At 65.9% G+C, this 22,843-nt stretch carries 21 protein-coding genes; 10 read left to right on the forward strand and 11 right to left on the reverse strand.

The window, feature by feature from the left end:
- Nucleotides 1-69: 69 nt before the first annotated feature.
- From BCEP18194_RS33775 to BCEP18194_RS33785, 3 genes are all read right to left on the reverse strand, one after another.
- On the reverse strand, nt 70-516 hold the full coding sequence (locus BCEP18194_RS33775; protein WP_011355800.1) for a GatB/YqeY domain-containing protein: 447 nt from the start codon (nt 514-516) through the stop codon (nt 70-72).
- A 210-nt stretch (nt 517-726) separates the two neighbouring features.
- The gene (rpsU, locus tag BCEP18194_RS33780) at nt 727-939 is read right to left on the reverse strand and encodes a 30S ribosomal protein S21 (protein ID WP_006479415.1); all 213 of its coding nucleotides are present in this window, start codon (nt 937-939) and stop codon (nt 727-729) included.
- A 107-nt stretch (nt 940-1,046) separates the two neighbouring features.
- Complete coding sequence (locus BCEP18194_RS33785) at nt 1,047-2,267, reverse strand: NAD(P)/FAD-dependent oxidoreductase (RefSeq protein ID WP_011355801.1); 1,221 nt, start codon at nt 2,265-2,267, stop codon at nt 1,047-1,049.
- A gap of 130 nt (nt 2,268-2,397) precedes the next feature.
- Here BCEP18194_RS33785 and tsaD point away from each other — a divergent pair, with 130 nt between their 5' ends.
- Complete coding sequence (tsaD, locus tag BCEP18194_RS33790; RefSeq protein ID WP_011355802.1) at nt 2,398-3,438, forward strand: tRNA (adenosine(37)-N6)-threonylcarbamoyltransferase complex transferase subunit TsaD; 1,041 nt, start codon at nt 2,398-2,400, stop codon at nt 3,436-3,438.
- Between the two features lie 91 nt (nt 3,439-3,529).
- Here tsaD and folE2 read toward each other — a convergent pair whose 3' ends face one another.
- The 4 genes from folE2 to BCEP18194_RS33810 all read right to left on the reverse strand — a co-directional run bounded on the left by folE2 (nt 3,530) and on the right by BCEP18194_RS33810 (nt 7,654).
- Nucleotides 3,530-4,339: a GTP cyclohydrolase FolE2 gene (gene folE2 / locus BCEP18194_RS33795; RefSeq protein WP_011355803.1), complete on the reverse strand. Its 810-nt coding sequence runs from the start codon at nt 4,337-4,339 to the stop codon at nt 3,530-3,532.
- 154 nt (nt 4,340-4,493) lie between these two features.
- Nucleotides 4,494-6,398, reverse strand: a complete 1,905-nt coding sequence (gene dxs, locus BCEP18194_RS33800) for a 1-deoxy-D-xylulose-5-phosphate synthase (RefSeq protein WP_011355804.1) — start codon at nt 6,396-6,398, stop codon at nt 4,494-4,496.
- 81 nt (nt 6,399-6,479) lie between these two features.
- Nucleotides 6,480-7,364 carry a polyprenyl synthetase family protein gene (locus BCEP18194_RS33805; protein WP_011355805.1) on the reverse strand — a complete coding sequence of 295 codons (885 nt, stop codon included), beginning with the start codon at nt 7,362-7,364 and terminating at the stop codon, nt 6,480-6,482.
- Complete coding sequence (locus BCEP18194_RS33810; RefSeq protein WP_011355806.1) at nt 7,361-7,654, reverse strand: exodeoxyribonuclease VII small subunit; 294 nt, start codon at nt 7,652-7,654, stop codon at nt 7,361-7,363. The genes BCEP18194_RS33805 and BCEP18194_RS33810 overlap by 4 nt, the downstream gene beginning before the upstream one ends.
- Before the next feature lie 270 nt (nt 7,655-7,924).
- Here BCEP18194_RS33810 and BCEP18194_RS33815 point away from each other — a divergent pair, with 270 nt between their 5' ends.
- Both BCEP18194_RS33815 and BCEP18194_RS33820 read left to right on the forward strand, forming a co-directional pair.
- Complete coding sequence (locus BCEP18194_RS33815) at nt 7,925-9,031, forward strand: aromatic ring-hydroxylating oxygenase subunit alpha (RefSeq protein WP_011355807.1); 1,107 nt, start codon at nt 7,925-7,927, stop codon at nt 9,029-9,031.
- Between the two features lie 117 nt (nt 9,032-9,148).
- Nucleotides 9,149-10,018: a sulfurtransferase gene (locus BCEP18194_RS33820; protein ID WP_011355808.1), complete on the forward strand. Its 870-nt coding sequence runs from the start codon at nt 9,149-9,151 to the stop codon at nt 10,016-10,018.
- 54 nt (nt 10,019-10,072) lie between these two features.
- On the opposite strand, the gene BCEP18194_RS33825 is transcribed toward BCEP18194_RS33820, so the two are convergent.
- The 3 genes from BCEP18194_RS33825 to polA form a co-directional block, all read right to left on the reverse strand.
- Nucleotides 10,073-10,948 carry a dienelactone hydrolase family protein gene (locus tag BCEP18194_RS33825; protein WP_011355809.1) on the reverse strand — a complete coding sequence of 292 codons (876 nt, stop codon included), beginning with the start codon at nt 10,946-10,948 and terminating at the stop codon, nt 10,073-10,075.
- 423 nt (nt 10,949-11,371) lie between these two features.
- The gene (locus BCEP18194_RS33830; RefSeq protein WP_041493352.1) at nt 11,372-12,706 is read right to left on the reverse strand and encodes an NAD(P)/FAD-dependent oxidoreductase; all 1,335 of its coding nucleotides are present in this window, start codon (nt 12,704-12,706) and stop codon (nt 11,372-11,374) included.
- A 271-nt stretch (nt 12,707-12,977) separates the two neighbouring features.
- Nucleotides 12,978-15,731, reverse strand: coding sequence for a DNA polymerase I (polA, locus tag BCEP18194_RS33835; protein WP_011355811.1), 2,754 nt, complete (start codon nt 15,729-15,731; stop codon nt 12,978-12,980).
- A 1-nt stretch (nt 15,732) separates the two neighbouring features.
- Between polA and BCEP18194_RS33840 the strand changes: the two genes are divergently transcribed.
- From BCEP18194_RS33840 to BCEP18194_RS33855, 4 genes are all read left to right on the forward strand, one after another.
- Nucleotides 15,733-16,491 carry a TIGR00730 family Rossman fold protein gene (locus BCEP18194_RS33840; RefSeq protein WP_011355812.1) on the forward strand — a complete coding sequence of 253 codons (759 nt, stop codon included), beginning with the start codon at nt 15,733-15,735 and terminating at the stop codon, nt 16,489-16,491.
- A 393-nt stretch (nt 16,492-16,884) separates the two neighbouring features.
- Complete coding sequence (locus BCEP18194_RS33845) at nt 16,885-17,181, forward strand: hypothetical protein (protein ID WP_011355813.1); 297 nt, start codon at nt 16,885-16,887, stop codon at nt 17,179-17,181.
- Nucleotides 17,182-17,352: 171 nt separating this feature from the next.
- On the forward strand, nt 17,353-18,345 hold the full coding sequence (locus BCEP18194_RS33850) for a GlxA family transcriptional regulator (protein ID WP_011355814.1): 993 nt from the start codon (nt 17,353-17,355) through the stop codon (nt 18,343-18,345).
- A gap of 149 nt (nt 18,346-18,494) precedes the next feature.
- On the forward strand, nt 18,495-19,058 hold the full coding sequence (locus BCEP18194_RS33855) for a tautomerase family protein (RefSeq protein WP_011355815.1): 564 nt from the start codon (nt 18,495-18,497) through the stop codon (nt 19,056-19,058).
- A gap of 278 nt (nt 19,059-19,336) precedes the next feature.
- Here the strand turns inward: BCEP18194_RS33855 and BCEP18194_RS33860 are convergent, their stop codons facing one another.
- A complete protein-coding gene (locus tag BCEP18194_RS33860) occupies nt 19,337-20,269 on the reverse strand; it encodes a LysR family transcriptional regulator (protein ID WP_011355816.1) in 933 nt (310 codons plus the stop codon).
- 122 nt (nt 20,270-20,391) lie between these two features.
- On the opposite strand from BCEP18194_RS33860, the gene BCEP18194_RS33865 reads away from it, so the two are divergent.
- The 3 genes from BCEP18194_RS33865 (at nt 20,392) to BCEP18194_RS33875 (ending at nt 22,758) form a co-directional block, all read left to right on the forward strand.
- The gene (locus BCEP18194_RS33865; RefSeq protein ID WP_011355817.1) at nt 20,392-20,892 is read left to right on the forward strand and encodes a cupin domain-containing protein; all 501 of its coding nucleotides are present in this window, start codon (nt 20,392-20,394) and stop codon (nt 20,890-20,892) included.
- A 64-nt stretch (nt 20,893-20,956) separates the two neighbouring features.
- The gene (locus BCEP18194_RS33870) at nt 20,957-21,760 is read left to right on the forward strand and encodes an SDR family NAD(P)-dependent oxidoreductase (RefSeq protein ID WP_011355818.1); all 804 of its coding nucleotides are present in this window, start codon (nt 20,957-20,959) and stop codon (nt 21,758-21,760) included.
- A gap of 26 nt (nt 21,761-21,786) precedes the next feature.
- Nucleotides 21,787-22,758: an aldo/keto reductase gene (locus BCEP18194_RS33875; protein ID WP_011355819.1), complete on the forward strand. Its 972-nt coding sequence runs from the start codon at nt 21,787-21,789 to the stop codon at nt 22,756-22,758.
- The last annotated feature ends 85 nt before the right edge of the window (nt 22,759-22,843 follow it).

The following is a 22,843-nucleotide window of genomic DNA, read 5'->3' on the forward strand; positions in this document are numbered from 1 at the left end:
CGTGGGATCGAGCGAAAAAAAGACAATACGACACCCCGGCGCACGCACTGCGCGCCGGGGAAACGGGTGTTACTTCGTGAGCGCGGCCTTGACCAGCGCGGAAATGGCCGTCATATCGGCACGGCCGGCGAGCTTGCCCTTCAGCACGCCCATCACCTTGCCCATGTCCTGCGGGCCGGCGGCGCCCGTCTGCGCGACCGCTGCCTGGACTTCGGCGGCCACCTCGGCCTCCGACAGCTGCTCGGGCATGTAGCCGCCCAGCACGACCAGTTCGGCCTGCTCCTTCGCGACGAGGTCGTCACGGCCGGCTGCCTGGAACTGGCTGATCGAATCCTTGCGCTGCTTGATCATCTTGTCGATCACGGCCGTGATGCCCGCGTCGTCGAGGGTGATCTGGTCGTCGACTTCGCGCTGCTTGATCGCGGCCATCAGCAGGCGAATCGTTGCCAGGCGCTCGCTTTCCTTCGCGCGCATCGCGGCCTTCATGTCTTCGCTGATCTGCTCTTTCAAACTCATCTTTCACCCGGGAAGGAAATGTGAATCCGACGCCCGCCAAAAGGGCGTCAACACAAAAACCCGCTTGGGACAGTGTCTCAAGCGGGTTGCTCGAATCCGGCATCGGCGGCTCGCCTGATCGGTCGCACGATCATGCTCGATCTTTCGCGATCACCCGATCGCACGGAGTCGCCGGTGCGCCGCTCAGCGAACCGCGCGGCGCCCAATCGTTCAGTACAGCTTCTTCGGCAGCGTCTGGCTGCGAATACGCTTGTAATGACGCTTCACTGCAGCAGCCTTCTTGCGCTTGCGCTCTGCGGTCGGCTTCTCGTAAAACTCTCGCGCACGAAGCTCGGTCAACAGACCATTCTTCTCGATCGTGCGCTTGAAGCGACGCATTGCAACTTCGAACGGCTCGTTCTCTTTAACGCGAATGATCGTCATGATCCGACACGAATAAAGGATTGCAGGGAAAGGCTACCGAGTATAGCAGAGCGATTGCCTAAAGGCACGGGGCCTGATCCCGCCAAAACGGCGCCGGCCCGGCCCCGTCAGGCACCGCGCGAATACTCCGCCGCGGCTTGTCCGGCCGCCGTGCCGGACGCCCACGCCCACTGGAAGTTGTAGCCGCCGAGCCAGCCCGTCACGTCCACCGCCTCGCCGACGAAGAACAGCCCCGGGACGCGCGCGCTCATCATCGCCGCCGACGACAGGTCGCGCGTATCGACCCCGCCCTTCGTCACTTCGGCCTTCTTGTAGCCCTCGGTGCCGTTCGGCGTCAGCGTCCAGCCCGACAGCGCGTCGCCGACCTGGCGCAGCGTCTTGTCGGGCAGGTCCGCGAGCCGCGCGTCGGCCGCGACGCGGTGGGTGTCGAGCCACGCATGCGCGAGGCGCGACGGCACCCAGTCCGCGAGCAGCGAACCGATCTGGCGCTTTGACGTGCGTTTCGCGTCGAGCAGGTCGGCCACCGTGTCGCGCTGCGGCAACAGATCGACGCGGATCGGGTCGCCAGGCTGCCAGTAACTCGAGATCTGCAGGATCCCGGGCCCGGACAGGCCGCGATGGGTCAGCAGCAGGTCCTCGACGAATTCGCCGCCGCGCTTCTTGTCGCCGGTCGATACGCGCACCTCGAGCGACACGCCGGACAATGCCGCGAACGGCTCCCAGTCCTGCTGCGCGAACGTCAACGGCACGAGCGCGGGCCGCGTATCGATGAGCTTGTGACCGAACTGCTTGGCGATCCGGTAGCCGAAGTCGGTTGCGCCGATCTTCGGGATCGACAGGCCGCCGGTCGCGATGATCAGTGCGCGCGCACTGATCGTCCCCGCCTGCTGCGTGTCGAGCGTGAAACCGTCGGCCGGCGCGTGGCGCACCGCGTCGACGACGACCGGCCGGCGCCACGCAATACCGCCCGCATCGCACTCGTGCTTCAGCACGTCGATGATCGCGTCGCTGCCGTGGTCGCAAAAGAGCTGGCCCTTGTGCTTTTCGTGCCAGGTCACGTGATGGCGCTTAAGCAGCCCGAGGAAGTCACGCGGCGTATAGCGCGCCAGTGCCGAGCGCGCGAAATGCGGATTCGACGACAGGTAGTTGTCGGGGCCGGCGTACAGGTTCGTGAAGTTGCAGCGGCCGCCGCCCGAGATGCGGATCTTCTCGGCGAGCCGCGGCGCGTGATCGATCAGCACGACGCGGCGGCCGAGCTGCCCGGCAACCGCGGCGCTCATCATCCCGGCGGCGCCCGCGCCGATCACGGCGATGTCATAAGTTTCCATGGCGCGGATTGTACCTGCCCGGCATCGGGCCCGGGCCTTGGCCAGCGGCAGCAGGCCCTCGCCTGCTATACTTTCCGGTTACGTTGACCTTCCTGCGGCGCGCCCGATACGGCGTGCCCTGCCCGTACCCATGCTCGTTCTCGGCATCGAAAGCTCCTGTGACGAAACCGGCCTCGCGCTCTACGACACGCAGCGCGGCCTGCTCGCGCACGCGCTCCACTCGCAGATCGCCATGCACCGCGAATACGGCGGCGTCGTGCCCGAGCTCGCGTCGCGCGACCACATCCGCCGCGCGCTGCCGCTGCTCGAAGAGGTAATGGCGCAAAGCGGCACGCGCCGCGACGACATCGATGCGATCGCATTCACGCAGGGCCCCGGCCTTGCCGGCGCACTGCTGGTCGGCGCGAGCATCGCGAATGCGCTCGCGCTCGCCTGGAACAAGCCGACCGTCGGCATCCATCACCTCGAAGGCCACCTGCTGTCGCCACTGCTCGTCGACCAGCCGCCGCCATTCCCGTTTGTCGCGCTGCTGGTATCCGGCGGCCATACGCAATTGATGCGCGTAACCGACGTCGGCGTATACGAGACGCTCGGCGAAACGCTCGACGACGCGGCCGGCGAAGCGTTCGACAAGACGGCCAAGCTGATCGGCCTCGGCTACCCGGGCGGCCCGGAAGTGTCGAAGCTCGCCGAAACCGGCACGCCGGGTGCGGTCGTACTGCCGCGCCCGATGCTGCATTCGGGCGACCTCGACTTCAGCTTCAGCGGCTTGAAGACGGCCGTGCTCACGCAGATGAAGAAGTTCGAAGCGGCGAAGCTCGAAGGTGAAGCGCTCGAACGCGCGAAGGCCGATCTCGCACGCGGCTTCGTCGACGCGGCTGTCGACGTGCTCGTCGCCAAGTCGCTCGCCGCGCTGAAGAAGACGAAGCTCAAGCGCCTCGTGGTCGCGGGCGGTGTCGGCGCGAACCGCCAGTTGCGTGCTGCGCTGTCGGCCGCCGCGGCCAAGCGCGGCTTCGATGTGCACTACCCCGATCTCGCACTCTGCACCGACAACGGCGCGATGATCGCGCTCGCAGGCGCATTGCGGCTCGGCCGCTGGCCCGAGCAGGCAAATGCCGACTACGCATTCACGGTGAAGCCGCGCTGGGATCTCGCATCGCTCGCGCGCTGAGCCATGCGACGCGACGCAACGTCGCACCGGCAAACAAAAAGGCCGCTCGTTCGAGCGGCCTTTTTTATCGGCGCGACAAAACGCCGCGGCGTTATGCAGCTTGCCGCTTGTCGCGTTCGATCAGCGCATACGCGCTGTGATTGTGGATCGACTCGAAGTTCTCGGCTTCGAGCACGTACGCCGCCACACGCTCGTCGGCGTCGAGACGCTGCGCGACGTCACGCACGAGATCCTCGACGAACTTCGGGTTCTCGTACGCACGCTCGGTGACGAACTTCTCGTCCGGACGCTTCAGCAGGCCCCACAGCTCGCACGACGCCTCTTCTTCCGCGATGCGGATCAGTGCCTCGACCGGCAGGTCGGCCGCGAGCTCCGCGTCGATCGTCACGTGCGAGCGCTGGTTGTGCGCGCCGTACTGCGAGATCTTCTTCGAGCATGGGCACAGGCTCGTCACGGGCACGAGCACCTTCAGGAACAGGCGCGTGTCGCCGTTGCGGCTTTCGCCCGCGAGCGTCACTTCATAGTCGAGCAGGCTCTGCACGCCCGACACCGGCGCCGTCTTGTTCACGAAGTACGGGAACGTGACTTCGATGCGACCGGCCTCGGCCTCCAGCTTCTCGAGCATCGATGCGAGCATCGCGCGAAAACGCTCGACCGTCAGCGGCGCACGGTTCTCTTCGAGCAGCGCGACGAAGCGCGACATGTGCGTGCCCTTCTGGTCGGCCGGCAGGCGGACATCGAGGTTCCAGACACCGACGGTCGGCTGCACGTCGCCGCTTTCGGTACACACCGTCAACGGATGCCGGACCGCCTTCACGCCCACGCGCTGAATCGGAATCTGGCGGGTATCCACCGTGCTCTGCACGTCGGGCATCACGAAGGCGGGATTCATCTGGTTCATCTTGTTCAATCCTTGTAAGCCGCGCGTTCGACGACGCGCACGCCGCGTCATGCGGCAGCCGGAAAAGCAACATGGGCCCGCAGGCCCATGTTTTCCGCATCAATGAAGACCGGTTGCGCCAGTCGCACCGGCACCGCCCGCGGGCGGCGCCAGCTTATGCGACGCGCTTCGCCTGACCGGCGACGTCAGCCGCCGGATTCAGAAAGCGTTCGCGAATCGATTTCGCGATACCCGCGCCGTCGAGGCCGCATTGCGACAGCAGCTTCGCGGGGTCGCCGTGATCGATGAACAGGTCAGGGAGGCCCAATTGTAGTACGGGTCGGATAACCCCACTCTCCATCAGGGCTTCCACGCAGGCCGAGCCCGCGCCACCCATCACGCAGCCTTCCTCGACCGTGACGAGGTAGTCGTGCGTCTCGGCGAGTTCACGCACGAGCGCCGCATCGACCGGCTTCACGAAGCGCATGTTCGCGACGGTTGCATCGAGTTCCTCGGCCGCGGCGAGCGACGGTGCGACCATCGTGCCGAACGCGAGGATCGCAACGCGCTTGCCTTCCGGCTGCGACGTCTGGCGACGCACTTCACCCTTGCCGAGCGGGATCTCGGTGAATTCCTTCACCGTCGGCACGCCCGTGCCCGCGCCACGCGGATAGCGCACCGCGGTCGGGTTCGGCTGCTGCAGCGCCGTGTGCAGCATCTGGCGACATTCGTTCTCGTCGGACGCCGCCATGATCGTCATGTTCGGGATGCAGCGCATGAACGCGAGATCGTACGCGCCCGCGTGCGTCGCACCGTCCGCGCCGACGAGGCCCGCGCGGTCGATCGCGAACACGACCGGCAGGTTTTGCAGCGCGACGTCGTGGATCAGCTGGTCGTAAGCACGCTGCAGGAACGTCGAGTAGATCGCGACGACCGGCTTGAGGCCTTCGGTTGCCATGCCGCCCGCGAACGTCACCGCGTGCTGCTCGGCGATGCCGACGTCGTAGTAGCGATCCTTGAAGCGCTTCTCGAACTCGACCATGCCCGAGCCTTCGCGCATCGCGGGCGTGATGCCGACGACGCGCGTATCGCGCTCGGCTTCATCGCACAGCCACTCGCCGAACACCTGCGTGTACGTCTTCTTCGCAGGCGTGGTCGACGGCTTGATGCCTTCGGCCGGGTTGAACTTGCCGGGGCCGTGATAGAGCACGGGATCTGCTTCGGCGAGCTTGTAGCCCTGGCCCTTCTTCGTCACCACGTGCAAGAACTGCGGACCGCGCAGTTCGCGGATGTTCTGCAGCGTCGGGATCAGCGAATCGAGATCGTGACCGTCGATCGGGCCGATGTAGTTGAAGCCGAACTCTTCGAACAGCGTGGCCGGCACGACCATGCCCTTCGCATGCTCTTCGAGCTTGCGTGCAAGTTCGAGCACCGGCGGTGCAACGCTCAGCACGCGCTCGACGCCCGCGCGCGCAGCCGCATAGAAGCGGCCCGACATCAGGCGTGCGAGATGGCGATTCAGCGCGCCGACCGGCGGCGAGATCGACATGTCGTTGTCGTTCAGGATCACGAGCACTTTCGCGTCTTCCGACACGCCCGCGTTGTTCATCGCCTCGAACGCCATGCCGGCCGTCATCGCGCCGTCGCCGATCACGGCGATCGAGAAGCGGTCGTCGCCGTTCAGCTGACTGCCGATCGCCATGCCGAGCGCGGCCGAGATCGACGTGCTCGAGTGCGCGGTGCCGAACGTGTCGTATTCGGATTCGCTGCGACGCGGGAAGCCCGAAATACCGTCCTGCTGGCGCAGCGAATGCATCTGGTCGCGGCGGCCCGTCAGGATCTTGTGCGGGTAGGTCTGGTGGCCCACGTCCCAGACGATCCGATCGTTCGGCGTGTTGAACACGTAGTGCAACGCGATCGTCAGCTCGACCGTCCCGAGGTTGGACGACAAATGGCCGCCCGTCTTCGACACACTGTCGAGCACGAACGCGCGCAGTTCATCCGCGAGCGGTTGAAGTTGGCGACGATCGAGGCGGCGCAAATCCGCCGGGTCGTCGATGGTTTTCAGCAAGTCGTACATCGTCGTTCCATTGTAGGAAATCAAACGCGCCCGCATTCTGTTGCACGCACCGTAGCATGTGCGCGGCGGCGGGCTTTCGCGTCAGCTGACCCGGTTCACTACCAGGTCGGCAAGTTCGGCGAGACGCTGTGCGCGTGCGCCGAACGGTTTCAGCGCGTCGTGCGCTTCGGTGCGCAGTTGCGCTGCGAGCTCGCGCGACGCCTCGAGGCCGAGGATCGATACATAGGTCGGCTTGTCATTCGCCGCATCCTTGCCGGCCGTCTTGCCGAGCGTCGCCGAATCGGTCGTGACGTCGAGAATGTCGTCGACGACCTGGAAGGCCAGACCCACGGCCCCCGCGTACACATCGAGCGCAGCCATCGTTTCCGCGGACGGCGTCTCGCCGGCCAGCGCGCCCATCCGCACGGCCGCGCGCAGCAGTGCGCCCGTCTTCATCCGGTGCATCGTCTCGAGCTGCTCGCGCGTCAGCTTGAGGCCGACGCTCGCCAGGTCGATCGCCTGCCCGCCGGCCATGCCGATCGAGCCGCTTGCCAGCGCCAGCTCGCGCACGAGCGCGGCCTGCTGCACCGGCGACAGCGCAGCGGCGTCGGTCAGCGCGACGAATGCCTGCGACTGCAGCGCGTCACCGACCAGCAGTGCCGTCGGCTCGTCGTACTGCACGTGCACGGTCGGCTTGCCGCGACGCAGCGCGTCGTCGTCCATGCACGGCATGTCGTCGTGCACGAGCGAGTAGACGTGGATCATCTCCAGCGCCGCTGCCGCTGCATTTCGCGCTGCTTCCGTCGCGCCGGTCAGTTCGCCTGCTGCATGGCACAGCAGCGGGCGAACGCGTTTGCCGCCGCCGAGGACTGCATAGCGCATCGCCTCGTGGAGTTTCTCCGGCACCGCGGTTTCAGCGGGCAAATAGTGGCCGAGTGCGTCCTCGACACGGTCAAGCACAGACCGCATCCATTGTTCGAATGTCATAGATCGTCGTCTTCGCCGTCCGTGGCGGCCGTTCCGGACGAAAGCGGCTTCAGCGTCGCGCCGTCGAGCACGCGAACCTGCTGCTCCACTTTCTCGAGCTGCTGTTGGCAAAACGCAACGAGGGTCGCACCGCGGCGATACGCCGTCAGTGAATCCTCGAGGCTCAACGCGCCGCCTTCCATCCGGGCAACCAGCGTCTCGAGTTCCGCGAGCGCCATCTCGTAATTGTCCGGCAACGGTTCGGTGCCATTGCCGGGCGGCGTGGCGCCTGGGGATGCGGTTTTCGCCATGGACGAGGGTGTCAAATTTCAAAACAAGTCGGACATTCTACGGCAAAAGAGAATTTTCCGACCTGCCGTCGTGGGCACCCGGCACATATTCCGGCCCCACCTTCGACACACATTGTGCGCCTCCCGATTGTCGCCCGACAAAAAATTGACACAAATCAGGCACTTAATCCTAGCCTTGCGAGGCGAACCGGGTATAATTCCCCGTTTCCCTAAATCGATTTTTCGATGGTTGGGTTGTTCACTGCTTTCACGCTAACACCGGGAGTGGGAATGTCCAATCTGAGCGATGCGCTTCAGTTGAAGTCGGCTCACAGCCAGCTTCCAGTCACTGCATACTTCGATGAGGCGCTGCTCCAGCGCGAGATCGAAACCCTCTTCAAGAAAGGACCTCGTTACGTCGGGCACGAGTTGATGGTGCCCGAGGCGGGGGATTATTTTGCGCTGCCGTCCGAGAAGGAAGGCCGCGTGCTGGTCCGCAACCAGGCGAACCAGATCGAACTGCTGTCGAACGTCTGCCGCCACCGGCAGGCGATCATGCTCAACGGGCGCGGCCACACGCAGAACATCGTGTGCCCGCTGCACCGCTGGACGTACGATCTGGAAGGCGAGTTGCTCGGCGCGCCGCACTTCCCCGACAAGCCGTGCCTGAACCTCGGCAAGAGCCCGCTGCAGAACTGGCAGGGGCTGCTGTTCGAGGCCGAAGGCCGGAATGTCGCGCGCGACCTCGCCAACCTCGGCACGAAGCATCACTTCGACTTCTCCGAGTACCACTTCGATCACGTCGAAGTGCACGAGTGCGACTACAACTGGAAGACGTTCATCGAGGTCTACCTCGAGGATTACCACGTCGTCCCGTTCCATCCGGGCCTCGGCAGCTTCGTGTCGTGCGACGACCTCAAGTGGGAGTTCGGCGACTGGTACAGCGTGCAGACGGTCGGCGTGCACAACGCCCTCGCGAAACCGGGCAGCGCGACTTACCAGAAATGGCACGAGCAGGTGCTGAAGTTCCGCAACGGCGTGCCGCCGGAGTTCGGCGCGATCTGGATGGTCTACTACCCGGGTCTGATGATCGAGTGGTATCCGCACGTGCTCGTCGTGTCGTGGCTGATTCCGCAAGGCCCGCAGAAGACGACCAACATCGTCGAGTTCTATTACCCCGAGGAAATCGCGCTGTTCGAACGCGAATTCGTCGAGGCGGAACGCGCCGCCTATATGGAAACGGCCGTCGAGGACGACGAGATCGCGATGCGAATGGACGCAGGCCGCCGTGCGCTGATGGCACGCGGCGAATCGCAGGTCGGCCCGTACCAGAGCCCGATGGAAGACGGCATGCAGCACTTCCACGAGTTCCTGCGCCGCCACCTCGGCGACATCTGACAACCGGTGCGGCGCTTTGACGCTGCATGGCATCCGGCAGACGAAAAGACGGGCTTCGGCCCGTCTTTTTTTGTTTAGACTTGGAATGTCAGGCCATTCGCACTCCAGGGAGCCGTCATGCCACACACTCACTACACCACGCTCATCTCCGCCGCCAATCTCGCCGAGCGCCTGGCGGCGGCGCCCGGCAGCGTCGCGCTGTTCGACTGCCGCTTCGATCTCGTCGATCCCGCTGCCGGCGAAGCCGCGTACGCGGCCGGTCATATCCCCGGCGCCCAATACCTCCATCTCGACCGCGACCTGTCGGGCCGCAAGACGGGCACCAACGGCCGCCACCCGCTGCCGACCCGCGACGCACTCGCCACGCTGCTCGCGAGCCGCGGCCTCAAGCAGGGCCAACAGGTCGTCGCATACGACGCACAAGGCGGCGCCTATGCGGCGCGCCTGTGGTGGCTGCTGCGCTGGCTGGGCCACGATTCGGTTGCCGTGCTCGACGGCGGCCTGCAAGCCTGGGAAGCAGCTGGCCAGCCGCTGGCAACCGACGTATCGCATCCGGCCGCCGGCGATTTCCGCGCGGCTGCGCCGCTCGAATCGACGGTCGACGCGGCAGCCGTGCTCGCCAATGTGAACGCACCCACGCGCGTCGTGATCGATGCGCGCGCACCCGATCGCTACCGTGGAGAAAACGAAACGATCGATCGTGTGGGCGGCCACATCCCCGGCGCGCGCAACCGCTTCTTCAAGGACAACCTGACCGCCGACGGCCGCTTCAAGACCGGCCATGAACTGCGCGAGGCGTTTTCCGCCGTGCTGGCGGGCACCGAACCGAATCGCGTGATCCTGCAATGCGGCTCCGGTGTCACCGCATGCCACAACGCGCTTGCACTGGAGGTTGCGGGCCTGCACGGCGCGTCGCTGTATCCGGGCTCGTGGAGCGAATGGAGCGCCGACCCGTCGCGGCCGATCGCAACCGGCCCGACACCGTAAGCGCCGTCGCGGCGCAAGCGCAACGAAGCGGCGGCATGTGCCGCCGCTTGCCGTTTACATCACGCCGTACTTGTGGAGCCACGCGATCGCGCGCGTCCAGCTCTCCTCCGCGTCGGCCTTCACATAGCTCGGCCGGTAATCGGCGAAGAACGCGTGACCGGCGTCCGGATACACGACGATCTCCGATTCGCGCGCGAGCTTCGAATCGCTCGCCTGGATCGCCTTGCGCATGTCGGCGAGCGACGCCTGCGTGATATTCGTATCCTTCTCGCCATACAGCCCGAGCACCGGCACCTTCAGCATCGATGCATGATCGACCGGGTTGAACGGCGTCATCTCGTCGGTCTTGCCTTCGACGAACCCGTACCATGCGACGGCCGCACGCACGTGCGGGTTGTGCTCCGCATACAGCCAGCTCTGACGGCCGCCCCAGCAGAACCCGACCACGCCGAGACGCGACAGGTCGCCGCCGTTCTTGCCGGCCCACGCGACGGTCGCGTCGAGATCCTCGGTCACCTGCCGGTCCGGCACCTTGCTGACGATGTGCTCGACCAGATCCTTGATCGTCGGATACTTCGCCGCGTTGCCCTGCCGCGCGAACAGATCCGGCGCGATCGCGAGATACCCGAGCTTCGCAAAGCGGCGGCAGACATCGGCGATGTGCGCGTGCACGCCGAAGATCTCGTGGATCACGATGACGACCGGCAGGTTCGTCTTGTCCTTCGGTTGCGCGCGATACGCAGGCACGCTCGCGTCGCCCGAGCGGATCTCGACGGTGTCGACGTCCAGCCCTTCGCTGTCGGTCGTGACCGTCTGCGCCGACACGGGCAGCACGGCCGCCGCGAAGGCACCGCCCAGCGCGGCCTGCATGAACTTGCGGCGCGAGAACGGAACGTGGGGAACCAGGCTGTCGACTTCGGGTTTCAACATGAATGCACTCCTCGATTGGGCGCCGCCGTCACGATCACGGACACGGCATGACGGGGCATCGCGCCGTCGCGCGGCGCGGATGTTGCGGCGGTTGGCACCCCGCCGCAAACGGAAACCCGGACAAGATGCCTAATAATCCGTTGTCACGTCAACTGTCGGATATGTAAGACTCGATTACGACATGTTGATTCGACACGTCGATCGTCACGCAAAAACCCGCCGGCGGCCCGTCGAATCGCGATGCAACAAACCGCCTGTCGATCGCCGTTGTGCGATCGGATGCTTGCGAATTGAAACGAAAAGCACGCGATCGATATTGCCCGTCACGCACAGGCACGGCAGCCCGGCTACCCGCAAAGAACAACGGGCGAAGACTGCGCACGACGTGCGCACTCCCCGCCCGCTTCCCGCGCGAACGCGCACTCAGTGCAGCTTGACGCGCGGCAGCGTCGTGCGCCGCAGCCAGTGCGCGACGGTGTCGAGCATCATCCGCGGATAGCCGTGCAGCGCGGCGATGTGCATCCGGTACAGCGACATGTACATGAAGCGTGCGAACAGCCCTTCGATCAGCATGTTGCCGCCGATCAGCCCGCCCATCAGGTTGCCGACCGCGCTGAAATGGCCGAGCGACACGAGCGAGCCGAGGTCGCGATACGTGAATTCGGGCAGCGGGCGCCCGTCGAGCCGGCAGCCGATTGCCTTCAGCAGGAAGTTCGCCTGCTGGTGCGCAGCCTGCGCGCGTGGCGGCACGTTGCGCTCGTTGCCGGGCCATGCGCATGCCGCACAATCGCCGAGCGCGAACACGTTGTCGTCGGTAAAGGTCTGCAGCGTGCGGCGCACGTCGAGCTGGCCGAGCTTGTTGACCTGGAGGCCATCGAGATTGGCGAGCACGGACGGCGCCTTGATGCCGGCTGCCCAGACCGTCAGGTCGGCACGCACCGTCTTGCCGCTCGCCGTATGGACGGCACCGGGCGCCACCTCGGTCACGCGCTCGGCGAGCATCAGCCGCACGCCGATCTTTTCGAGCAGTTCGGCCGTCGCCGACGACACGCGCTCCGGCAATGCCGGGAGGATCCGCGGCCCCGATTCGATCAGCACGATGCCGACGTCGTGCCGCGGGTCGAGCTTGTGCAGCCCGTAGGCCGACAACACCTGCGCCGTGTTGCGCAGTTCCGCGGACAGCTCGACGCCGGTCGCGCCGCCGCCGACGATCGCGACCTGGATGCGCGGCTCGGCTGCTTCACCCGGCGCAGTCGGCGCCGGCGGCTGATGCTCGGCGCGCATGCACGCGGCGATCAGCCGCTTGCGGAAGCGCTCGGCCTCGCCAACGGTATCGAGCGCGATCGCGTTTTCCGCCGCGCCCTGCACGCCGAAGAAGTGAGTCGTGCTGCCGATCGCAATCACGAGCGTGTCATATTCCAGCTCGCGCGCCGGCAACAGCTCCTCGCCGTCGCTGTCGTTGATGGGCGACAGCGTGATGCGCTTCGCCGCGCGGTCGAGCCCGGTCAGCCCGCCCTGCTGGAATTCGAAGCCATGCCAGCGCGCCTGCGCCGCATATTCGAGCTCCTGCGTGAACGGGTCCATGCTGCCGGCCGCGACTTCGTGCAGCAGCGGTTTCCAGATGTGGGTCGGATTGCGGTCGACGAGCGTGACAAGCGCACGCGCGGAACGATTACCGCGCGCGCCGTAACGGTCGCCGAGCCGCGTCGCCAGTTCCAGGCCGCCCGCGCCTCCGCCTACGATGATGATCCGATGCATCTGTTCCCCCTTTGCGATTCGAAACTGCTGCCGCCGGACAGTGCGAACGCGATGCATTCGCGCGACCCGGTGGATTAACCGGTTCGGACATCATCGATGTGCAGTTCGAAGCACTTCGATGTTTCCAACCCCGGAACGCGGGGCGCGCATGCCCCCGTGTCAATGACATGCATTGTCCGGGAGCTTGCGCGTTGACCACAAGCAAACCATCTCGATATTCAGCATCCCTGCAACAATATGCCGCAGGAATCGGGAACCGCGCGGCGGTGCGTCAGTGTGCCTCTTCCCAGTTCGCACCGGCGCCCACTTCGGCGACCAGCGGCACCTTCAGCTTCGCCACGCCGCACATCATTTCCGGCAGTTTCTCGCGCACCAGCGACAGTTCGCCGTCGGGTACCTCGAGCACCAGTTCATCGTGCACCTGCATGATCATCCGCGACGCCAGCTTGTCGCGCGTGAGCCAGTCGTCCACCGCGATCATCGACAGCTTGATCAGGTCGGCCGCCGTGCCCTGCATCGGCGCATTGATTGCCGCGCGCTCGGCCGCCTGGCGGCGCGGGCCGTTGCCGCCGTTGATCTCCGGCAGCCACAGGCGGCGACCGAAAACGGTTTCGACGTAGCCCTTCTCCTTCGCCACCGAGCGCGTGTCTTCCATGTACTGCGCGACGCCCGGATAACGGGCGAAATAGCGGTCGATATAGAGCTTCGCCGCATCGCGCGTGATGCCGAGGTTCGACGCGAGCCCGAACGCGCTCATCCCGTAGATGAGCCCGAAGTTGATCACCTTCGCAATCCGGCGCTGGTCGGAATTGACCTCCAGCGGCGTCACGCCGAACACCTCGGCGGCCGTTGCGCGGTGGATATCCTCGCCCTGCGAGAACGCACGCAGCAGCGACGCGTCGCCCGAGATGTGCGCCATGATCCGCAGTTCGATCTGCGAATAATCGGCCGACACGATACGGTGGCCCGGCGAGGCGATGAACGCCTCGCGGATCCGCCGGCCCTCGGCCGTGCGCACCGGAATGTTCTGAAGATTCGGATCGTTCGACGCAAGGCGGCCCGTGACGGCGACGGCCTGCGCGTAGTTCGTGTGCACGCGGCCCGTGGAAGGGTTCACCATGCGCGGCAGCTTGTCGGTATAGGTCGACTTCAGCTTCGACAGCCCGCGATGCTCGAGCAGCAGCTTCGGCAGCGGGTAGTCCTCGGCCAGCTTCTGCAGCACTTCTTCGTCGGTCGACGGCGCGCCGCTCGGTGTCTTTTTCACGACCGGCAACTGCAGCTTTTCGAAGAAGATCTGCCCGATCTGCTTCGGCGAGCCGAGATTGAATTCACCGCCCGCCAGTTCGTACGCCTGCGCTTCGAGCTCGATCAGGCGCGTCGCGATTTCGGTGCTCTGCGCCTGCAGGCGAACGTCGTCGATCAGCACGCCCGTGCGCTCCATCTTGCGCAGCACGAGCGACACGGGCATCTCGATCTCGCGGTACACGTGCAAGAGGCCCGGTTCGCGCGCAACCTGCGGATACAGCGCGTGATGCAGCTGCAGCGTGATGTCCGCATCTTCGGCCGCGTATTCGGCGGCCTGAGTGAGCGCGACTTCGTCGAAACCGATCTGCTTCGCGCCCTTGCCGGCCACGTCTTCATACTTGATCGTCTTGACGCCCAGATGACGCAGCGCAAGGCTGTCCATGTCGTGCGTGCGATGTGACTCGACGACGTACGATTCGAGCAACGTGTCGTGCTCGATGCCGTTCAGCGCGATGTCGTAGTTCGCGAGCACCTGCGCGTCGTACTTCAGGTGCTGGCCGACCTTCTTGCGATCGGCCGATTCGAGCCACGGCTTCAGGCGCGCGAGCACTTCGTCGAGCGGAAGCTGCTCGGGCATGTCGGGGCCGCGGTGTGCGACCGGCAGGTACGCGGCCTTGCCCGATTCAACCGAGAACGACAGGCCCACGAGCCGCGCGAGCATCGGGTCGAGCGAGGTCGTCTCGGTGTCGAATGCGGTCAGTGCGGCCGCGTCGATCTTCGCGAACCACGCGTCGAATTGCTCCCAGGTCTGGATCGTGTCGTATTCGCGCACGATGTCGGCCGCCACCACCGGCGCCGGCTCGCCTTCCGGCGCATCGGCGCCGCCGCCTTCCGCCGGCGCGCTGTCGACTTCGCGCAACCAGGTCTTGAAGCCGTAGCGCGCGAAGATGTCGCGCATCAGGTCGCGCGCTTCGCCGTCGCTCTTCAACGACGCTTCGATCGATTCGAGATGCGGCGTGAGATCGCAAGCCGTCTCGACGGTCACGAGCGTGCGGCCGAGCGGCAGGAAGTCGAGCGCGCGGCGCAGGTTGTCGCCGACCACGCCCTTGATGTCGCCCGCATGCTCGATCACGCCGTCGAGGCTGTCGTACTGCGCCAGCCATTTCACGGCCGTCTTCGGCCCGCACTTCTCGACGCCCGGCACGTTGTCGACGGTGTCGCCGATCAGTGCAAGGTAGTCGATGATGCGCTCGGGCGGCACGCCGAACTTCGCGATCACACCGTCGCGGTCGAGCGTCTCGTTGGTCATCGTGTTGACGAGCGTGACGTGGTCGGTGACGAGCTGCGCGAGATCCTTGTCGCCGGTCGACACGACTACGTTCATCCCGTGCCGCTCGGCTTCGCGCGCGAGCGTGCCGATCACGTCGTCGGCCTCGACGCCTTCGACCATCAGCAGCGGCCAGCCGAGCGCGCGCACCGCGCCGTGGATCGGTTCGACCTGCAATGCGAGGTCGGGCGGCATCGACGGACGGTTTGCCTTATAGTCGGCATAAAGGTCGTCACGGAACGTCTTGCCCTTTGCATCGAACACGCAAGCGCTATACTCTGCACTGACTTCCTTGCGCATACGGCGCAGCATGTTGATGATTCCGTAGAGCGCTCCGGTCGGCTCCCCGCCAGGGCCACGCAAATCAGGCATCGCATGGTAAGCCCGATACAGATAGCTCGAACCGTCAACCAATAGCAGGGTCTTACCTTCCAGATTTCGTTCTTCAGGCATTATGAACAAGAGAAAAGTGATTCCGAGTCTGCGTTCGCTCGCAGATCAAGAACGCGCGACGGCCAAGAAGGCGCGCGCATCGTGGCAGATGTTCACGATTATGGCAGAGTTTATCGAGGCGACCGAGTACCTGTCGGAGATCCGCCCGGCTGTCAGCATCTACGGTTCTGCCCGCCTCAAACCCGATACGCCGCACTACAAGCTCGCCGCGCAGATCGCGCGCAAGCTGTCCGACGCCGGCTTCGCCGTGATCTCCGGCGGCGGCCCCGGCATCATGGAAGCCGCGAACAAGGGCGCGCACGCCGGTAAAGCGCCGTCGGTCGGCCTGAACATCGAGCTGCCGCACGAACAGGCCGGCAACCACTACCAGGACATCTCGCTGCGCTTCCGCCACTTCTTCACGCGCAAGGTCACGTTCGTGAAGAATTCGGATGCGGTGATCGTGATGCCGGGCGGCTTCGGCACGCTCGACGAGCTGTCGGAAGTGCTCACGCTGATCCAGACGAAGAAGTCGCGCCTCGTGCCGATCATCCTCGTCGGCAGCGAGTTCTGGAAGGGGCTGCTGCAGTGGTTCCGCGACCAGCTCATCCCGATGGGCCTGATCAATCCGGAAGACATGGACCTGATGCAGGTGATCGACGATCCCGACCAGGTGCTCGACGCGGTGCTCGCGTTCTACGAGGACAGCGGCGAGGAAGAAGGCTCGGACGATGAAGGCCATCCGCCGCGCCCGGACGAAGACCGGATGTTCTACCTGTAATCCATCCGTGACGACTGCCGGCCCGACGGCCGGCGTACCGCTTCCCGCGCGGCAGGCATGGCGATCCCGCCACCTGCCGCGTGTCACTTTGTAACGCGCGATTAATCGCGCTTCGCGACCGTGCGCCGCGGAATGTCAAATCCGCACTGCCGGTGCTGTGCGACACGCGCGCAATCGTCCGCGCACGCCGGCCGCCATTGTCAAATGACGCGGCCCGACGCCCGCACCCCGCGCCTGCCGGCCGCCAATCCGCCGTAACAAACCCGCCTCGCGTTTTCCGTCGCGCGCCAGCACACTGCATGTGTCGGTGCGGCGTTTCCCCCCGGTGGAACGATCCCCCCTCGCTTCCATCGTGTCGCGCCGACCTTCTACAACAACATCACGGAAAAGAACATGCAACGCTCGCTGATCGCCCTTGCCTTCGCCGGCCTCGGCCTTTCGCTGTCCGGCCTCGCCCACGCCGTCAACGTCGACGTCAACATCGGCACGCCCGCACCGGTCGTCGTCGCGCCCGCGCCCGTCATGGTCGCCCCGGCGCCCGCGGTAATCGTCGGCTGGCATGGCGATCGTTACTACGACGGCCACCGCTACTGGGAACGCCGCGAGTGGGAAGACCACCAGCGTCATCGCGGCCACGACGATCGCGGCTATCACTGCCCGCCGGGACACGCGAAGAAGGGTGAGTGCTGAGCAACACTGCGCGGCCGCTCGACCTGCACAAGGCCGCCCGTGCGCTTCGGCGCCGGGCGGCCTTTTGATTTTCGACTGCTAGCCGCATGAATGGGCGGCATTGCCGGCAGCCAAGAATCGCTTGTCGCCCGGTGGTAGCATTGGCCTCGCTCGAGGTCAATTCTGCCACTCATGCCGCTCATCCGAATCTGGGCTGTCGAACATGCCCTTGCATCCGGCGTCGCCGCGCCGACCGACGTCCTCACGGCGGCCAACCATCTCGCCTCGACGACATCGCAGGCCCGCGCGAGCGCACCGTTTCGCTGGTGCGTCGAATCGATCGGCGGGCGGCCGGTGCGCGCGGCTTCCGGCCAGGTCATCCCTGTCGATGGCGTGATCGACGGCAGCAGTCCCGCCGACGCGATCTGGCTCACGAGCCCGTTCGTCGCGGATCTCGAGCGTCTGCTTGACCGGCCCGCCGCACTCGCGCCGCTGTTCGACGCGCTGCGCCGGCAACACGCGCGCGGCACGCTGATCGCGACGTACTGCACCGGCGCATTCCTGCTCGCGGAGGCCGGCTTGCTCGACGGCCGCGTTGCCACGACGCACTGGTCGAAAGCATCGAGCTTTCGCGCACGCTACCCGGACGTGGCACTACGTGCGTCGGACATCCTGACCGAGCAGGACGGCATCCTGTGCGGCGGCGCCATCACCTCGTACCAGAATCTCGCGCTGCGAATCGTCGACAAACTGGCGAATGCGCGCCTTGCCGCGTCGGTCGCCCGGCTCATGCTGATCGACATGAACCGCGTCTCGCAGGATTCGTTCATCGAACTCGACCGGATGGGCCATCGCGGGCACGACGACGCGACCATCGCGCGTGCCCAGCGCTGGATGGAAAAGCACCTGCGCGAACCCTTCAGCCTCGCCCGGCTGAGCGATCACGTCGCGATGAGCGAACGCACGCTCCATCGCCGCTTCAAAGACGCCGTGGGCGCGCCGCCGCTCAGGTATCTGCAGACGCTCAGGATCGAAGTCGCGAAGCGGTTGCTCGCGGAAACCAAGCTCGCGATCGACACCATCTGCGAGCGCGTCGGCTACGCGGACATCAGCGGCTTCCGGCAATTGTTCAAGCGTGAGACCGGCATCTCCCCCGGCGAGTATCGCCGTCGCTTCACGCAATAGCCGCGCGCAACACACTTTGGGCACGGTGTCGGAAACGGCATCGTCGAATGGCAGTTTCGCCACTGCGCGTATCGGCAAGAGGTTCATACACTGGATTCGCGTCGTCCCGCCTTGGAGCGACGCCCTCCCCACCGAACCAGGACACCGTCATGCCGATGATCGACGTCACCATTCCCGAAGGTGCGCTCGCACCGCAGGCCGAAGCACAACTGATGGAAGCGCTGACCAATACGCTGATCCGCCACGAGGGGCTCGACCCCGACAATCCGCGCGTGCGGGACGTGACCTGGATCTTCGTCCATCGGCCGGCAGCCGTGTATCGCGCCGGAGCTGTCGCGCCTGCACCGATCTACCGGATCGTGCCGACCGTGCCGGAAGGTCAGTACACGGACGCCGCACGCGCCGGGCTGATCGCGGACGTGACCGCTGCCGTCGCTCACGCGGAAGGCGTGCCGATTGATGGCGTCGCGACGCGCGTGTGGGTCTTTCCGACGGAAATCGACGACGGCTGCTGGGGCAGCCGTGGTGTGGTCCGGCGCCTGCCGGACATCATGGACTATTTCGGCGGCGCGCCGCTGCGGGCGCTCGGGGAACAGCGGATGGCGATCAAGCGGCGCACGGATGCGATCGTGGCGCTCGAGGCCGTACTCGCCGCGATGCGCGAGACGCATCAAGACGTATCGCGCGTTGGAGACGCCAAGTTGTCGTACTGATGCCCGGCGAGCGCGTGCCGCGTCCCGGCACCCGAACCCGGCTTCAGGTAATGCGGGTATGTGCGGCGCGTGCAACGGCGCGGCGCCCTCGCCCGGCTCGCCATCGGGGTTCGCGGCGGCCGTGACGACTTCGCTCGGCCCGACGAACGCGCCGATCGCGGCCATGCCGACTGTCATTGCCCGCCGGGGTTCCTGAAGATCGGCGAGCACGAAGCGGCGACGCGCAACCGCCCGGCCGGCAAGCCCCCCCCGGAGGCTCGCCCGCGATCAGGCACGTGTCACGCCGACGCTTCCGCAAACGAAAGCGGTGCAAGATCCGGATGCCCGCCAAGCCGGTCGGCGAGGAAATCCATCAGCAAACGGCTCCTGCGCGGCAGGTGCATGCGCTGCGGCATGCATAGATGGAGGCCGTAACGGCAGGTCACGTGCCGGGTCAGCAGCGGCACGAGACGCCCCTCGCGAATGTGCGCGTGAACCGAATAGCCGAAGAACTGGCCGATCGCGGCGCCGCTCAGCACCGTGTCGAGTTCCGCATCGATGTCGTTGGTCGCGATGAACGGGTCGATCTGTCGTGTGTCGACACGACCATCAACCAGGAATTCCCACGGAAACGGCTTGCCCGTGCGCGGATACAGGAACGCGGTGCAACGATGATCGCGCAGCGCGTCGATCGTCTGCGGCTCGCCATGGCGACGCAGGTACGCAGGCGACGCGCAGACGATCAATTGCAGATCGGCGACGCGCCGTGCAACGAGCCCGCTGTCCGGCAGATTGCCGGTCCGCACGGCGATGTCGATCCGCTGTTCGACGATGTCGGCCATGTCGTCGCTGACGATCAGCTCGGCCGTGACGCCCGGCTGCCGATCGCAGAATTCGCCGAGCAGCGGCGCGAGAAAGCGCCGGGCCAGCGAATACGGCGCCGCAACACGGATCGTGCCGGCCGCGGGCGCCCGATCGTCGTCGAGCATGCGCAGCGCGCTCTCCAGTTCCCCGACGGCGCCGCGGCACTGTGCCAGCAGGCGTTCACCCTCGAGCGTCAACACGATCCCGCGCGTCGAGCGCTGGAGCAGCCGCACGTTCAACAGCGCCTCCAGCGCTGCGACCTGCTTGCTGGCCGCTTGCGGCGTCATGCCCAACTCGCGGGCGCCCGCGCTGATGCCGCCCGCAGCCGCGATACGGACGAACACCGTCAGCGCCTTCAATCGATCCATTCGCAGCTCCCGTCAAGCCCGAAACACCCGGGCGATCGTCCACGGCATCGCAACGCCTGTCCGACCGGTTGAATCGGTTTCAACCGGTCAGGTGCTATTCGCTCGGCACGCTGCTTCGCACAATGGCGCTGTCTTCGATACCCGGGGCCAAACGGCCCGCCGCCATGCACACACTTTCATTTTCAGTCGTTTCGCGAACCGTCGTCGCGGCCGCATTGATTGTCGCTGGTTCGCCACGGGCAACCGCACAGGACGCGGACGCAGGTAGCCGTGCGACCGAGACGGTACTGCTGCGAACCACGCATGCGTGGGACGGGTCGCGATATCGCTCCTACCCGCCAGAACAACCGGAGATCACGGTCGTACGCTACACGATTCCGCCTCACGCGGTATTGCCGTGGCATACGCATCCGTCGATCAACGTCGGCTACGTGCTGTCGGGCCACCTGACCGCCGTGCGCCGCAGCGACGGCAAGCGGCTGGCGCTCGGCCCGGGCGACGTGGTGCCGGAAATGGTCGACGGCGCCCATCGCGGGGAAACCGGCGACGAGCGAGCCGAACTGATCGTGTTCTACGCCGGCTCGCCCGGCACGCCCCTGACAGTGCCCGACCACCGGGACTAAGCACCTCGACCATGCGCCGGCCCGCCGGCCAGTTCGCTTCCGTTTACATGGAGCCACACTCGTCATGCCTGATTCACGCAGCTTGTCATCCTCTCCCGCCGCGACGCGGCCCCGGCTCGACGGACGCGTCGCGCTCGTCACCGGCGGCGGCACCGGCATTGGCCGGGCGGCCGCGCTCGCATTCGCGCGTGAAGGCGCCCGCGTCGTCGTCGCCGGACGGCGCGCGGCGCCGCTCGACGAAACCGTGCACGCCATTGCCGAGCGCGGCGGCGAAGCCTTCGCGATGGCCATCGACGTCGGATCCGCCGATGGCGTGCGCGCGCTCGTCGACACAACGATCGGACGCTACGGCGCATTGCATGCTGCGTTCAACAATGCCGGGACGGAAGGCACGTTCGCGCCGATCGTCGAACAGACCGAGGCCGACTTCGACCAGGTGATCGCCACCAACCTCAAGGGCACGTGGCTGTCGATCAAATATGAAATGGAGGCGATGCTCGCGCATGGCGGCGGCGCGATCGTCAATACGTCGTCGTGGCTCGCGAAAGGCGCGCTTGCCGGCTCGTCGACCTATTCCGCCAGCAAGGGCGCGCTCGATGCGCTGGTGCGCGCGGTCGCACTCGAAGGCGGCCCGCACGGCATCCGGATCAACAACGTGAACCCCGGCATCATCGACACGCCGATGGCGCGCCGCTTCGGCGACGACGAGATGTTCCGCCCGTTCGCCGCATTTACGCCCGCACGCCGGATCGGCACGCCCGAGGACGTGGCCGACGCGGCCGTCTGGCTCTGCAGCGACGAAGCGCGCTTCGTGACGGGCGAATCGCTGCTGGTCGACGGCGGCTACACGATCGGCGGCATGCGCTGACCGGCGCCGCGACATAGGAGGAACCGATGGAATACGTGAAGCTGGGAAGGTCCGGGCTGAAGGTGTCGAGGCTTTGCCTGGGCTGCATGACCTACGGCGACTCGTCATGGCGTCCGTGGGTCGCGAACGAGGAGGCGGCCCGCCCTTTCATTCGCACGGCACTCGATGCGGGGGTAAATTTCTTCGACACGGCCGATATCTACTCGAGCGGCGAGAGCGAGCGCATTCTCGGGCGCGCGCTGCGAGATTTCGCGACGCGCGACGATGTGGTGATCGCAACCAAAGCGTTCTTTCCGACCGGCGACGGGCCGAATGCGCGCGGGCTGTCGCGCAAGCATCTGCTCGCCGGCATCGATGCGTCGCTTGAGCGCCTCGGGACGGATTACGTCGATCTTTACGTGATCCATCGGTTCGATCCGGACACGCCGATCGAAGAAACGCTCGATGCGCTCGATACCCTCGTGAGGAGCGGCAAGGTCCGCTATCTCGGCGCGTCGTCGATGCATGCGTGGCAATTCATGAAGATGCTCGCGTTTCAGCGGCACCACGGCCTCGCCCGATTCGTTTCGATGCAGAGCCAATACAGCCTGATCTGCCGCGACGATGAGCGCGACATGCTGCCGCTTTGCATCGAAGAAGGGATTGCCTACACGCCGTGGTCCCCGCTCGGCCGCGGGCTGCTGGCCGGCTCGCGCGATGCCGCGACGACGCGGGCCGCAACCGACCAGCAAATGGTGTCCTGGTACGACGGTCGCGACGCGGTCGCGGCGACCGTCGATATGGTCAGGCAGGTGGCGCAGGCACGCGGGATGGCACCCGCCCGGATCGCACTGGCCTGGGTGCTGAGCCGGCCAGGCATCACCGCACCGATCGTCGGGTTGTCAAAACCTCATCACCCGACCGACGCGCTCGCGGCACTCGACCTGAGACTCGACGATCGCGAGACCGCGTTGCTCGAGGCTGCATTCGACCGGACAGTCGAACCGGTGCAATGGTGACCAAGGCCCCGGCAATCCGATCCAGCCGGGGTTTCGAAGTCGCTTCGCTGATGACAGGTACGCGACCGCACGCTGCCAGCCCGCG

The organism is Burkholderia lata (genome assembly GCF_000012945.1).
GTDB lineage: Bacteria > Pseudomonadota > Gammaproteobacteria > Burkholderiales > Burkholderiaceae > Burkholderia > Burkholderia lata.

What these genes read in the sequence shown, in the direction of transcription:
- BCEP18194_RS33825 (WP_011355809.1), bottom strand. Translation starts at nt 10,948, where the DNA reads ATGTTGAAACCCGAAGTCGACAGCCTGGTTCCCCACGTTCCGTTCTCG.
- rpsU (WP_006479415.1), bottom strand. Translation starts at nt 939, where the DNA reads ATGACGATCATTCGCGTTAAAGAGAACGAGCCGTTCGAAGTTGCAATG.
- BCEP18194_RS33785 (WP_011355801.1), bottom strand. Translation starts at nt 2,267, where the DNA reads ATGGAAACTTATGACATCGCCGTGATCGGCGCGGGCGCCGCCGGGATG.
- BCEP18194_RS33820 (WP_011355808.1), top strand. Translation starts at nt 9,149, where the DNA reads ATGCCACACACTCACTACACCACGCTCATCTCCGCCGCCAATCTCGCC.
- polA (WP_011355811.1), bottom strand. Translation starts at nt 15,731, where the DNA reads ATGCCTGAAGAACGAAATCTGGAAGGTAAGACCCTGCTATTGGTTGAC.
- BCEP18194_RS33875 (WP_011355819.1), top strand. Translation starts at nt 21,787, where the DNA reads ATGGAATACGTGAAGCTGGGAAGGTCCGGGCTGAAGGTGTCGAGGCTT.
- BCEP18194_RS33855 (WP_011355815.1), top strand. Translation starts at nt 18,495, where the DNA reads ATGCCGATGATCGACGTCACCATTCCCGAAGGTGCGCTCGCACCGCAG.
- dxs (WP_011355804.1), bottom strand. Translation starts at nt 6,398, where the DNA reads ATGTACGACTTGCTGAAAACCATCGACGACCCGGCGGATTTGCGCCGC.
- BCEP18194_RS33860 (WP_011355816.1), bottom strand. Translation starts at nt 20,269, where the DNA reads ATGGATCGATTGAAGGCGCTGACGGTGTTCGTCCGTATCGCGGCTGCG.
- BCEP18194_RS33805 (WP_011355805.1), bottom strand. Translation starts at nt 7,364, where the DNA reads ATGACATTCGAACAATGGATGCGGTCTGTGCTTGACCGTGTCGAGGAC.
- BCEP18194_RS33850 (WP_011355814.1), top strand. Translation starts at nt 17,353, where the DNA reads ATGCCGCTCATCCGAATCTGGGCTGTCGAACATGCCCTTGCATCCGGC.
- BCEP18194_RS33830 (WP_041493352.1), bottom strand. Translation starts at nt 12,706, where the DNA reads ATGCATCGGATCATCATCGTAGGCGGAGGCGCGGGCGGCCTGGAACTG.
- BCEP18194_RS33845 (WP_011355813.1), top strand. Translation starts at nt 16,885, where the DNA reads ATGCAACGCTCGCTGATCGCCCTTGCCTTCGCCGGCCTCGGCCTTTCG.
- BCEP18194_RS33840 (WP_011355812.1), top strand. Translation starts at nt 15,733, where the DNA reads ATGAACAAGAGAAAAGTGATTCCGAGTCTGCGTTCGCTCGCAGATCAA.
- folE2 (WP_011355803.1), bottom strand. Translation starts at nt 4,339, where the DNA reads ATGAACCAGATGAATCCCGCCTTCGTGATGCCCGACGTGCAGAGCACG.
- tsaD (WP_011355802.1), top strand. Translation starts at nt 2,398, where the DNA reads ATGCTCGTTCTCGGCATCGAAAGCTCCTGTGACGAAACCGGCCTCGCG.
- BCEP18194_RS33815 (WP_011355807.1), top strand. Translation starts at nt 7,925, where the DNA reads ATGTCCAATCTGAGCGATGCGCTTCAGTTGAAGTCGGCTCACAGCCAG.
- BCEP18194_RS33810 (WP_011355806.1), bottom strand. Translation starts at nt 7,654, where the DNA reads ATGGCGAAAACCGCATCCCCAGGCGCCACGCCGCCCGGCAATGGCACC.
- BCEP18194_RS33865 (WP_011355817.1), top strand. Translation starts at nt 20,392, where the DNA reads ATGGCGCTGTCTTCGATACCCGGGGCCAAACGGCCCGCCGCCATGCAC.
- BCEP18194_RS33775 (WP_011355800.1), bottom strand. Translation starts at nt 516, where the DNA reads ATGAGTTTGAAAGAGCAGATCAGCGAAGACATGAAGGCCGCGATGCGC.
- BCEP18194_RS33870 (WP_011355818.1), top strand. Translation starts at nt 20,957, where the DNA reads ATGCCTGATTCACGCAGCTTGTCATCCTCTCCCGCCGCGACGCGGCCC.